Annotated in this window: 10 protein-coding genes and 1 other RNA gene; 3 read left to right on the forward strand and 8 right to left on the reverse strand. The window is 43.0% G+C overall.

Annotated elements, in window-relative coordinates; translation table 11 throughout:
• The first annotated feature begins 9 nt into the window (after positions 1 to 9).
• Positions 10 to 900 (forward strand): indole-3-glycerol phosphate synthase TrpC, encoded by an 891-nt coding sequence (gene trpC / locus UH38_RS17915; protein WP_045056050.1) that lies wholly within the window; start codon positions 10 to 12, stop codon positions 898 to 900.
• Between the two features lie 79 nt (positions 901 to 979).
• On the opposite strand, the gene rnpB is transcribed toward trpC, so the two are convergent.
• From rnpB to groL, 6 genes are all read right to left on the reverse strand, one after another.
• An RNA gene (gene rnpB / locus UH38_RS24935) (RNase P RNA component class A) lies at positions 980 to 1433 on the reverse strand.
• 36 nt (positions 1434 to 1469) lie between these two features.
• Positions 1470 to 2678: a magnesium/cobalt transporter CorA gene (corA, locus tag UH38_RS17920; protein ID WP_200892502.1), complete on the reverse strand. Its 1209-nt coding sequence runs from the start codon at positions 2676 to 2678 to the stop codon at positions 1470 to 1472.
• A 119-nt stretch (positions 2679 to 2797) separates the two neighbouring features.
• A complete protein-coding gene (locus tag UH38_RS17925; protein ID WP_045056052.1) occupies positions 2798 to 4255 on the reverse strand; it encodes a sensor histidine kinase in 1458 nt (485 codons plus the stop codon).
• Entirely contained in the window at positions 4252 to 4944 is a 693-nt protein-coding gene (locus UH38_RS17930) for a response regulator transcription factor (protein WP_045056053.1), read from the reverse strand. Before UH38_RS17930 ends, UH38_RS17925 begins: the two co-directional genes overlap by 4 nt.
• A gap of 128 nt (positions 4945 to 5072) precedes the next feature.
• Positions 5073 to 5957 (reverse strand): PEP-CTERM sorting domain-containing protein, encoded by an 885-nt coding sequence (locus UH38_RS17935; protein ID WP_045056054.1) that lies wholly within the window; start codon positions 5955 to 5957, stop codon positions 5073 to 5075.
• A gap of 367 nt (positions 5958 to 6324) precedes the next feature.
• The gene (gene groL / locus UH38_RS17940) at positions 6325 to 7998 is read right to left on the reverse strand and encodes a chaperonin GroEL (RefSeq protein ID WP_045056055.1); all 1674 of its coding nucleotides are present in this window, start codon (positions 7996 to 7998) and stop codon (positions 6325 to 6327) included.
• 400 nt (positions 7999 to 8398) lie between these two features.
• On the opposite strand from groL, the gene UH38_RS17945 reads away from it, so the two are divergent.
• Positions 8399 to 8707 carry an RNA recognition motif domain-containing protein gene (locus tag UH38_RS17945; protein WP_045056056.1) on the forward strand — a complete coding sequence of 103 codons (309 nt, stop codon included), beginning with the start codon at positions 8399 to 8401 and terminating at the stop codon, positions 8705 to 8707.
• Positions 8708 to 8763: 56 nt separating this feature from the next.
• On the opposite strand, the gene nfi is transcribed toward UH38_RS17945, so the two are convergent.
• Positions 8764 to 9426, reverse strand: a complete 663-nt coding sequence (nfi, locus tag UH38_RS17950) for a deoxyribonuclease V (protein WP_045056057.1) — start codon at positions 9424 to 9426, stop codon at positions 8764 to 8766.
• 673 nt (positions 9427 to 10099) lie between these two features.
• On the opposite strand from nfi, the gene UH38_RS17955 reads away from it, so the two are divergent.
• A complete protein-coding gene (locus tag UH38_RS17955; RefSeq protein WP_045056058.1) occupies positions 10100 to 11596 on the forward strand; it encodes a multicopper oxidase family protein in 1497 nt (498 codons plus the stop codon).
• A 49-nt stretch (positions 11597 to 11645) separates the two neighbouring features.
• Here UH38_RS17955 and UH38_RS17960 read toward each other — a convergent pair whose 3' ends face one another.
• Positions 11646 to 12734: a hypothetical protein gene (locus tag UH38_RS17960; RefSeq protein ID WP_045056059.1), complete on the reverse strand. Its 1089-nt coding sequence runs from the start codon at positions 12732 to 12734 to the stop codon at positions 11646 to 11648.
• Positions 12735 to 12737: the final 3 nt, after the last annotated feature.

Below are 12737 nucleotides of genomic sequence, written 5' to 3' on the forward strand. Positions count from 1 at the left end.
ATAAACATAATGCAAATCCGCCGCCGTCCCCCTAATCGCGCCGTTGCGATCGAAAGTATGCGCTATCAGGTTGTCGTACCTGGTGCTGAACCGAACAATATCCTCGAAGAAATTGTTTGGCACAAAGAAGATGAAGTCACTAGACTGCGCGAAAAAATACCTTTAGCCGAACTGCAACAGCAAGCACTTTCCTCGCCACCTTCCCACGATTTTATCGGTGCTTTGCGCCAAGGTAAAACTAAACCCGCTTTAATTGCTGAAGTCAAAAAAGCGTCTCCCAGTAAAGGTGTAATTAGAGCAGATTTTGACCCAGTAGCGATCGCCCAATCCTACGCCCAAGGCGGTGCATCTTGTCTATCGGTACTTACTGACGAAAAATTCTTTCAAGGCAGTTTTAGTAACTTAACTCAAGTCCGCGCCAGTGTAGATTTGCCGCTACTGTGCAAAGATTTTGTTCTATATCCTTACCAAATGTACCTCGCCCGCGTCCGAGGAGCAGATGCAGTATTGTTAATTGCGGCAATTTTAAACGACCAAGACTTACAATATTTCATCAAAATTGCTAAGGCGCTGAAAATGGCGGCTTTAATTGAAGTTCATACTCTAGCCGAACTAGATCGCGTTTTAGCTTTAGATGGAGTTGCTTTAGTTGGCATCAACAATCGCAATTTAAAAGATTTTTCCGTTGACTTGCAAACTACCTGTTCTCTGCTCGCAGAACGAGGCAAACAATTACAAGAACGAAATATCTTAGTTGTCAGCGAATCGGGATTGCATCAAGCTGAGGATTTAGCCTTAGTAGCCGCAGCCGGAGCAAATGCAGTATTAATTGGCGAATCATTGATTAAACAACCAAATGTAGAAAATGCGATCGCCCAATTATTTCCCCAACCATCGTAGAGACGTAGCACTGCTACGTCTCCAACATATAGCGCATTGCTACATCTGGTTTACCAATGCAACGATCTAGCAAAAACAGGAAAAGAGTCGGACATAAGCCGGGTTCTGTTCTAACGTAGAGACGTAGCACTGCTACGTCTTTTTTCATCAGGGCGGTTATCTATCTGGGATGTTTGTTACCAAACACCTCAAGCGGTTTAAGGGCAGTGGAACGGGTAAAAGACCAACCATAGTTCCTTTGACCTTGCTTCCAACCGGGGTTTACCGAGCCAGCGTCTCTCGGCGCTGCTGGTGCGCTCTTACCGCACCTTTGCACCCTTACCTTTATACAGTGACCAGTAACCAGTGACCAGTGACCAAAAACTGGTAACTGGTTACTGTTTCACCGATCGCTGTAAAGGCGGTATCTTTCTGTGGCACTATCCTCACGATCGCTCGCACTGGGCGTTACCCAGCAAGTTTGGTCTTTCGGAAGCCCGGACTTTCCTCAAATTAGCTGCCTTGCCTAATCTGCAACCACCTGCGCCTACTCTTTTCCCATATTTAGTTTAGCTTTGAAGCGAGCGAAATTATGACAATCGCCTTCTTGACAATTGTCTATTTAAGGACACGAGATTGCTGTTGCTACTTTCCCCCGTATCATCTTGAATAGTCGAGAAATTTTCAAACCAACCACGCCGCCAAAAGAAAAAGACTAATCCCCCTGCGATCGTTGTCATAAAGGCTAAACAAAGTGGATAGCCCCAAGCCCAATTCAATTCAGGCATATTCAAAGGCGATACTTCTGTATTGAAGTTCATGCCGTAAATTCCCGCTATAAAAGTTAAAGGAATAAATATCGATGAAATTACTGTTAGCAGTTTCATAATTTCATTCATTCTGTTACTTACTGCTGACAAGTAGACATCCATCAATCCTGATGTCAGTTCTCGGTATGTCTCTACCATATCCATAACTTGCACTGCATGATCGTAACAGTCGCGCAAATAAACCCGCACGTGTTCGCTCAAAAGTTCGCTGTCATCGCGGATTAGGGCGTTGATTGCATCTCTTTGGGGCCAAATTGCTCGCCTCAGCGTTAATAATTCTCGGCGGATGCGGTAGATTTTTTCTAAAGTTTTGCGCGTGGGATTAGCTACTACTTCCTCTTCCAAATCTTCTATTAATTCGCCATAATCTTCTAATACAGGAAAAAAGCCATCAATTATTGCATCTAACAGTGTATAAGCTAGATAATCGGCTTGATGCTTGCGGAGAATGCCTTTATTGTTGCAAATGCGCGATCGCACTTGGTTAAAGCAATCGTACTGCGCCTCTTCTTGGACGGTAAGTAAGTAATGTTTTCCTAGTACAAAGCTAACTTGTTCGCTGTGAAAGCCAGTATTCCCAGGTTTTGGTAATACCATCCTGGCAATAATAATTAATTGGTCTTCATAATCTTCGACTTTCGGGCGTTGCGGGACGTTGACGATATCTTCCAAAATCAGCGGATGCAAGTCAAATACTTTACCAAGGCGTTGCAAAATGTCTTCGCTGCCTAAGCCTTGCACGTCTACCCAGGAAACAGATTCGCTGTCTAAGTGTGGAATCAAGTCTTCTGGTGTGGCTATTTGCTCGTAGGCATAATCTGTGTCTTTGTAATCAATTAATTCAATCTGTGGTGGTGGCGCACCTGCCTCAATATTTAGAGTTCCAGGCATACTCCCAGGTTGTTCGTGGAAGTAGTCAACGCGAGGTTTACTAAGGACTTTAGCAATTCGAGAACGGGCTTTTGTTATCGGCTGCATAGAGTTGTTAAGTAGCTGGCTTATACATAACTTTAGATGGTGACAAAAAGGGACAAGGGGATAGGGGAGAATGACTTGGCTTCCTGCCTAGTTTTAACTTAGTTGAGACTTTAACTACTAGGCAACATTCCTGCAGAGGTAGGTAGAAATAGAGTTACAGCCGTACCTCGATTGCGCTGGCTGTTGATTTCCAAATAGCCGCCTTGTAACTTACAAATGCGATCGGCGATCGCCAGCCCCAAGCCCATACCGCCTTGGCTTTTTTTGCTAGTTCCTCGCCAGAAACGCTGGCTGGCTTGCGTTGCTTCTTCTATTTCCATCCCCCCACCGCGATCGCTAACTTGTAAAGGTACGTAATTACGGTCTTCTCCTTCTACCAAAGGTAAAATTAAGACATAAATGACTTCGCTTTGCGGTGCATACTTAATGGCATTATCTAGCAAATTCAAAACTACTTGTCCGGTTAACTCTGGATCTACCCAAACTTGCGGCGAACTGCCACTGGTAGATAGTTCTAATTTAATGCCTGTATTGGCTGCGGCTGGTTCCATGCGAAACAGACATTCTTGGGCGATCGCTACTATAGATACAGATTGGGGATTTAGCTGCAATTGTCCGGCATCTACTTGAGCAAGCAATAACAGTTGCTCGACTAAATGAGTGAGGCGATCGGTTTCGTAGCAAGCTCTTTTAATGTATTGTTGGGCTTTGTTGCCCGTAACTACTCCATCTAGTACGGCTTCTAAGCCTACGCGCAAAGTTGCTAGAGGTGTTCGCAAATCGTGGGAAATATTAGCGACTAATTCTCTCCTTGCTGTTTCTTGTGCTTGCAACGCTGCTAGAGTTTCTGTGAGTTTTGCTGCCATGCGATCGAGCAAGCGCCCTAGTAATGCTAATTCGTCTTTGCCTTGCAATGTAGAACGGGCTGTATAATCTCCTGCTTCTAACATTTGCGCTTGACGTTGCAATTTGCGTAAGGGGCTAGTCAACGTATCAGACAGCAGCAATCCGGCAAGAATAGCAATTATACCAGCAACGATCGCCACTCCCATAACTATGCCCTTAACTTGCAGGGCAAACTGCTTCGGGCGGCGTAGGGGCATAGCAACATAGACTGCACCCAAAATTCGCGCATTTACCGAGCGAATGGGCATCGTGCTGTAAAGCCACCAAGGATATTGGGGATGAGTTGCTACCCAAAACTGTCCGTGCTGGGGAATTCCTGCTAAAGTTCGCTCGATTAAGTTAGGGGGAATCTCCACCGTGCCACCAGCAGAAATCTGTTGGTTTTGAGAGCGAATCGAGCCTTGGGAATTGTAGATAACTACTTGCACTTGTTCGAGTTGAGCAATGAGGTTGACCGATCGCTCTAAAGTTGTGTTATCAAATTGGTTGCTAGCTTGATTGACTAAGATGGTTGCTTGATTTTGTAAATTTGCTTGCGCTTCGCGGATAAAAAACTGTTGTAGGGTGCTGTCTACAACTAACGATAAGCCAGTTAAACTCCCCAAAGTTATGCCGAGCAAAGTCAATGTCAAGCGGAAGGAAACGCTATGCCACAGCCTCATTTTGCCCCCGCCGTGAACCGATACCCTACTCCCCAAACTGTTTGAATGTATTCTGGGTTAGCTGGGTGCAATTCAATTTTTTCTCTAAGCTTGCGAATATAAACATCGACAATCCGACAGTCACCATCAAAATCATAGCCCCAAACTCGATCCAATAATTCTTCACGGGAATAAGCTCTACCAGGCGATTCGACTAACTGCGCCAATAAGTCAAATTCCTTCCCACGCAAATCTAGCAACTGTCCGCCGCGATAAGCCTGACGGGTAAAGCCGTCGACAATAATGCCGCTAGTATGACTGACATCTCGGTAGCCGACTTGATAGGCGCGACGCAATAAGGATTTTACCCGCGCAACTAATTCTTTAGCGCTAAAAGGTTTGGTTAAGTAATCGTCAGCACCAACAGACAAACCGTAAAGGCGATCGCGTTCATCTGCCCGCGCTGTCAGCATCAAAATCGGAATAAAACAGCCAGCTGCCCGCACTTGTTGGCAAATTTGAAACCCATCTAAGTCAGGCATCATAATATCTAACACTACCAAGTTCGGGCGAAAGCGTTGAATTTGACTGATTCCATCTCTACCACTACCTGCACTCAAACAGCGCAGCCCTTCATGTTCGATGTAAAGCTGCACTGTTTCTCGCAGGCGGATATCGTCTTCAATTACTAAAACAGTGGTAGCACGCATGAGCAAATAATTACTAATTCGTAATTCGTAACTCGTAATTATAGAAGCATATAAGTACACTTAACTACGCTTGTTAGTGGATAGTTAGAGTTATCGCTTGGTTGAGACTACGAATTAGTAACTACAAATTATATAGCGCGGCGCTTGCGTAACTTGCTTAAGCCCAAAGCAATGCCGCCTAGTGCCAATGTTCCTACGGCTGTAGATGGTTCGGGTACGGGTTTGCCGGAAACTTCAAAACTAGCGTTGAAAGCTGGGGCAAGCGTGCCAGGTTCATCGTTGATGATATCTGATACTCTAATCCAGTCTGGGACAAACGGCTCTGTTCGCAACCAAGCTTGGCGATCGCCTACAGTTGTGGGGGGTTGGTCGCCAGCTAGCCAGTAGTAGTCGCCTTGGGAAGTTTCTACTGTAGTAGCTAAAAAGTAATGATTTGCCTGATCGAGAGGCGTTGCAGCAGCGTCCAGTAAAATTGAGTCTGTCAGCGTAATATCAATTTGGCGTAAGTTGCCTGTTAGTCCCGATCCTACTGCACCCAAATTGGTTAGAGAACCAGGAGTAATTGTACTATCTACTGTAAACGAGCCTTTATCTGTGACGCTGTACGATAGCGAACCTTCACCACTATCAAATGCTGCAAAAGCATCGTCAGCAGGACCGTTGAGGCGGACAATATCAGTAGTTCTGGTCGCATCTGAATCTACAGGAAAGGATCTGTAAAGCTCAACACGAACGTTGGTAATTTCGGCATCTGGATCGGACAATAAGCCGTTAACTTTAATGCCTTCTACCTCAAATTGGGGCGCTAGGGAATTGAGAAAGAAAAAGTCATCAGCCGTTTCCGAACCAATAGCAGCATTAGACTGAGAGCTAAAAGCTTGGGCTGAATTTGGAGATAAGGTACTCCAAAGAGTTGCAGCATTTGCGCTCGCGCTTTGCAATGTTTCTAATCCAATAATTGCACCAGAGGTTATCAAACACAAGTTTGTTAATTGCCAAATTTTCTTTTGCATACAGCGCTAGTGATGGATTTAAGTAGTTGTTTGAATCAAATTTGACTGCTATTAAAAGCGTCACAGCCTTTTGCTAAGGGGCGATCGCTTATTTGTTCAGCTTGTGCTTGTTAGCTTTTGCTGGAATTACACCTGCTTGATTTTTAAAGGCAATTGTTAAAATTCTATGAATTTAACTCCACCTTTATGTATTTTTATACCAAAGATAGAGCGTACAAATAAACTTTTTATACCAAAGATAGAGCGGGGAACAAATAAAAAAGCAGTCTGTCGCACTTGACAAACTGCTTGTTTGGTAGCTAGGGCAGCAGGGAAGATAGGCTTTACTTACCTATCTCCCTAGTCTTGCTAGGGCTACAGAGCAATACTACATCATGCCCATGCCACCCATGCCGCCCATGCCGCCCATGCCGCCCATACCGCCCATACCGCCCATACCGCCCATATCAGGCGCAGCGGCTTTCTTTTCTGGCTTTTCTACTACCAAGGCTTCGGTAGTTAAAACCATACCAGCAATTGACCCAGCATTTTGCAAAGCCGATCGCACGACTTTAGCTGGATCGATGATACCTGCGGCAATTAAGTCTTCAAATTCTCCAGTAGCAGCGTTGTAGCCGATGTTGAAGTCAGTTTCCCGTACTTTTTCCACGATTACTGAGCCTTCAACACCTGCGTTGTCTGCCATCTGACGTAGTGGTGCTTCTAAACTCCGCCCAACAATATCAGCACCAATTTTTTCCTCTTCTCCCAGACTATTTTTAATCTCGGCAACTTGCTTGCTGAGGTGAATCAACAGCGTGCCGCCGCCAGGAACAATGCCTTCTTCTACAGCCGCTTTGGTAGCATTGAGCGCGTCTTCGATCCGCAACTTGCGATCTTTGAGTTCGGTTTCGGTTGCTGCACCTACTTTAATGACTGCTACACCACCAGCTAGTTTGGCAATGCGTTCTTGGAGTTTTTCTTTGTCGTAGTCAGAATCGGTTTCCTCTAGCTGCCTGCGAATTTGCCCGATCCGCTTTTGCACTTCGGACGTATAGTCGCCAGTAGCTACAATTGTGGTTGCTTCTTTGTCAATTGTGATTTTGCGGGCAACTCCCATCATTTCCAAAGAGACGGCATCCAAGGTTAAGCCGACCTCTTCAGATATCATTTGTCCGCCTGTAAGGACGGCGATATCTTGTAACATGGCTTTGCGGCGATCGCCAAATCCTGGCGCTTTGATCGCGCAAGCACTCAATACGCCTCGCGCTTTGTTGACGACCAAAGTTGCTAAAGCTTCTCCATCTACATCTTCAGCAATAATTAGTAAAGGTTGACCGGAACGAGCGACTTTTTCTAGGACGGGAACTAAGTCTTGAATGCTGCTGATTTTCTTGTCAGTAATCAGAATGCGGACGTTTTCGTACTCTACTACCATCCGCTCGTTGTCGGTGATGAAGTAGGGCGAAATATAACCGCGATCTAGCTGCATTCCTTCTACTACATCTAAATCTGTTGTCAAAGATTTAGATTCTTCAACGGTAATTACGCCATCTGTAGTAACTTTATCCATCGCTTCGGCAATCATTCTGCCTACTTCTTCATCGTTACCAGCCGAAACAGTGGCTACTTGAGCGATCGCGCTGCCTTCTACTGGCTTGGCTACTTGGGCGATCGCTTCTACCAATCTGTCGATGGTTTTTTCCATGCCTCGGCGCAAGCTAACTGGGTTTGCACCCGCAGCGACGTTTTTCAAGCCTTCTTTTATCATGGCTTGGGCTAAAACTGTTGCTGTTGTCGTACCGTCGCCTGCGACATCTTTTGTTTTGGATGCGACTTCTTGAATTAGCCTTGCCCCTGTATTTTCTAAAGGATCTTCTAATTCGATGTCTTTGGCTACAGTAATTCCGTCATTCACAATTTGGGGCGTACCAAATTTCTTTTCCAATAGTACATTCCGCCCTTTTGGTCCCAAGGTAATGCGGACTGCATCAGCTAAGGCATTTACGCCCCGCTCTAGCGCCCGCCGGGATTCTTCATCAAATGCAATGATTTTTGCCATGATATTTGTTTCCACGCGCTTCCAATAGCCAATTTAGCACTCTCTAGCATAGAGTGCTAATTTTTTTAATTTCCAGGGCTAAAGCCACCTGCAAATCCGCGCAGTACGACCTAAAAGTTAACTTTTGCTGACATGACTTAAAAGCAACATTTCTAGAGCGTGTGGCAGTAGAGTTGACTAGCGCCAAGAAAACCTTCTAGTCAAGAAGGCGCGGTGGCGAGCATTTTAATTATCTAGATTTAGCTGTGGACTAATTCAATACTCATAACTTTCGCAAGATAGCCGATTTGTGTTAGTTTATTTTTAAGGATTAAATTCGGTTATGCAGTTGATTTTTACCTGTAGTATAAGACTCTCTCCGAATCTTACTCTCATCAACCCACGATTCTAGAGACGTTTTATGTCAATTTATGTCGGTAATCTCTCCTACCAGGTCGGTCAGCAAGACCTGAAAGAGGTTTTTTCAGAGTACGGAACTGTTAAAAACGTCCAACTACCAACAGACCGAGAAACAGGTCGGGTAAGAGGTTTTGCTTTTGTAGAAATGGAAACAGAGGCAGAAGAGTCAGCAGCCATTGAAGCACTTGACAGTGCTGAATGGATGGGTCGCGCGTTAAGAGTAAACAAAGCCAAACCCCGCGAGGACAGAGGTGGCGGCGGCGGCGGTAGACGCGAAGGCAATGGCGGTGGATATTCTCGCCGTTACTAAACTCTAAAATTTAATTTAAGCTTTCTAGGGCAACTTTATGAGTCTGCCCTTTTTTGTTATCTATTTGATGCCAACTTATCAGCGATGCGAGTAGTTTCTGGCAAACGATATTTAGGCGTACAGCGCAGCACGTAATCAATTGCTGTAGGCAAACTCACGCGATGACCGACAGAAACATACAATGGCTTAGTGGCGGTGCGCGATCGCAATACTGCACCAATTATCTCTTGGCGGTGCTTTAAGGGCTGCCAACTACCACGCGCTGCTGCTAATTCCTCATGTTTGCCGATTAGTAGCGATTTAGCTGCGCCAATTGTCGGTATATCTGTAAGTACGCCTAAATGACAAGCAATTCCAAACCGTCGGGGATGAGCGATACCTTGACCGTCGCAGATAATTAGGTCAGGTACAGTGCTAATTGTTTCTAAAGCATCAATCACAGCCGGAATTTCTCGAAAAGAGAGAAACCCAGGAATGTAAGGAAAAGTAGTACGACGAAGAGCGATCGCACTTTCTATTAGTTGCAAGTCAGGAAAACTGAGTACAGCTACAGCAGCGCGGCTGATTGTTCCTGCTGCTTCAAAGCCCATATCTACACCAGCTATGTAATTGACTGTGCCTAATGTGTCTTCAGTAGCCACCTCAGCTTTTAATTGTTCTTGAATGGCGATCGCTTCAGCAGTAGTAAGTTGCCAAGAATGGAGTTGGCGAATTTGCATACAACTTGTGTAAGAGCAACAATGTTTTTTTACTATAAAAGCAATGTCTCAACAGAAAAAAACTCAAAGTCAAGTTCGCGTCTGATACTACGAGCGCCTAGAGACGGAATATGGCGATCTCTAACACAATTAATCCAAATTTAAGCTAAATCTGCTAATTATAGGTTTTTTATCCAGTCAAGATCGCGATTTATTCATTTTATCGACTTTGTGTCAAACAGCTTAGAATTTGACCATAAATAATTAACAAATATAAATATTTTATTTTGCGGAATACTTACTATTTAAGTTGAAGAATTATTTTAGTTAAATAAGCAGACAATTAAACCCATTACTACACGATAAATCGCTAAACTCAATTATTCAAAGAACTATCTATTTATAAGCTGGGCTAGTTCTAGCTATCACTATCAGTTTATATTGAGAAAAATTTTCATGCCTGAAAGCTTTTAAATTTGATTAAAGAATGCGAATTAATTCAAATAATTGCGGTGTTTGTTAGCAAATTAATCGTGCAAATTTGCGTCTAGTAACTGCTGCTTGCATAACTCATAAAGGGCTGCATCTCCATACCTAATTATCGTGTTTTTAAGTTACTTAAGGCTAGTTAGTTTGACCTTATTTATCTAAAAACATTATGTTACAGCCTTAACTTTATGAGGAGAAGAACGTAATGAGTATTACAAGAAGAGAGGCATTAAAAATTGGTGCGTTTGCTGGTGGTGCGCTGCTACTACCTATTGCACTCCAGCGCCGAGGATACAGCCTAAATGCTGGTAGCCCTCAACCTACGCCATTTCAAGTTAACTTACCGATCCCGCCAATTCTCAAACCTGTCCGCAGCGATGCAAATACCGATTACTACGAGATTAAAATGCAAAAAAGTCGGGTGAATATTTTGCCTGGACTAACAACAGAAGTTTGGGCTTATCAAGGTATGGTTCCTGGTCCTACAATCGTACAGACTCTAGGACGCAAATCTGTTGTTCGTTTTATCAATCATATCGATGTATCGACATCAATTCATTTACATGGCATGGCATCACAACCGCAATACGATGGCTACCCAGAAGATTTAATTCTTCCAGGCTATTACAAGGATTACCACTATCCAAATAATCGCGCAGCAATGCTGTGGTATCACGACCACGCCGTTCATACAACTGCCCGTAACGTTTATATGGGATTGGCAGGAATGTACGTAGTTCAAGATCCAGCAGAAGCCGCTTTGAAGTTACCGCAAGGCAAGTACGATGTACCCTTGATAATTCAAGACAAACTATTTGCTAGCAATGGCTCGTTGGTCTTTAACGATGACAATCATCATGGTCTAATGGGAGATGTAATTTTGGTAAATGGTGCGCCGTTCCCCAGAATGGCAGTAAGTGCGCGTAAGTACCGCTTCCGAGTTGTCAATGGCTCCAATTCACGCGCTTATAAATTAGCATTGAGTAATAAAGCAGACTTAATTGCGATCGCATCAGATGGCGGATTGCTGGCAAAGCCAGAGCCAACTAAAGAACTGATAATCGGGATGGCAGAACGTTATGAGTTTGTCATTGACTTCTCTGCGTATCCTATTGGCACGCAAATAGTTTTGCAAAATCTCGGTCTTCCCAATAATACAGACTACGATCTAACAGGGCAAATTATGCGATTTGATGTCGTAAGCAGAGAGGCTGATGATAGCACTGTACCTACTACCCTACGAGACCTCAAGCTGAACAAACAACCGTCAAGAGTAATTGAGAGGAGATGGACTTTCGACCATCGCAGTGAAATGTGGGTAATTAATGGCAATACTTGGGATAAAAACCGCATAGATGCCGATCCTGGTGCGGGAGGTACTGAAATTTGGAATTTTCAGAACAATAGTCGCGAGTGGTTCCATCCCGTCCACGTTCACCTAGTTGACTTTCAGATTCTCTCTCGCGATGGTAAACCACCTTTTCCCTACGAGAGGGGTTGGAAGGATACAGTCTATCTGGGTGAAAATAATAACATTAGGGTGCTTGCTAAGTTTGATGAAGAGCGCCAAGGTAAATATATAATTCATTGCCACAACCTAGTTCATGAAGACCATGACATGATGACTCAATATCAAATCGGAACTACTGGCATAGATCCAATGTCAGCACCAGCAAAACCTTTGCCAGCACCGCCTTTGTGATTGTAGGGTGCGTTGCTTTACAACGCACCCTATAAGATTGGCGATCGCATCAACAAACTACGGTTTCAAGATGTTGGTAAAACAGAGCAAGTTCATTGAGTGCTTTTAACTGTTTTTCTTGAGCAACATCAATCTTGGCTTTACGAGTTTCTCTATTATCCTGAATAGATAGTGCTTCACTATGTATGCTAAGTCTAGTCCTTTCATGCAGAAGTTCTGATAATTTCTTATCAAACGTCACAGCAAAAAAAGTATAGTCCAAATTATATTTAAACTGGCTCTCAATATTACATAATTGTAGTATTTCAATATCTGCTAATCCTTTAAGCTGCCCTTTCACAATCTTCGAGACTGAAGCAGTTCTGCTGATTGACTCAGATCGAAATCCTTTAAGTTTTTGCTGTACCAAATTAGTTAAGGCGCTATCTGAATATACTTTCGGCTCCAAATGAGACGCAATAACATGATTTACAACACTTCTATCAAAATACTTCAGTCTTATTTTTTGTTTTGAAGCTACTTGATAAGCAAGGAGAAAGGGAGGTTTAAAAAGTTCGCATTTTACCTTTTTATTATTTTCATCACGCCAATCCATTTTATCAAAAAGCTCAAAAGTCATTCTTTTAAACTTGAGCTTATTGATGATATTCAGTATTTTTTGCTCATCATATTGGATAGTTTTAAGCTTTTGTCTTGCATCTTTAAAGTTATTTATACTTAGAGATAGAGTCTCACATTCAAATTTTTCCACTAAAGAAAGATATTTATTTAATACAATATTGAACTCATCACTTGTTTTGGGAATACTCCTTTGATTAAATTCCAAAAAGATAGCAGGTGTTAAAATAATTTTTATATGTTTTCCAGCATACTTTACTAGATAATTAAAAAGCATAAATACAGAAATCAGCCTAACGTATCTGAGCCTATTTTTGCAATCAAATTGGTTTGTATTAATATGGTTCAGGTCGTTTAACACTTGATTATCTATTATTAATAGCAGTGGCTCCGATAAACCTAATATAGGCTCGATATTATTAATCAGAAAAATAAAACTTTTTATAAGATAAGTTTTTTCTGTTTGGTTTAAACTCTGTATTTCATGCTTAATTTTTTCTGTTATTTTGATAAGTTGCATGCT

Origin of the sequence: Aliterella atlantica CENA595 (genome assembly GCF_000952155.1) — a bacterium.
In the GTDB taxonomy this organism is placed as follows: domain Bacteria; phylum Cyanobacteriota; class Cyanobacteriia; order Cyanobacteriales; family Chroococcidiopsidaceae; genus Aliterella; species Aliterella atlantica.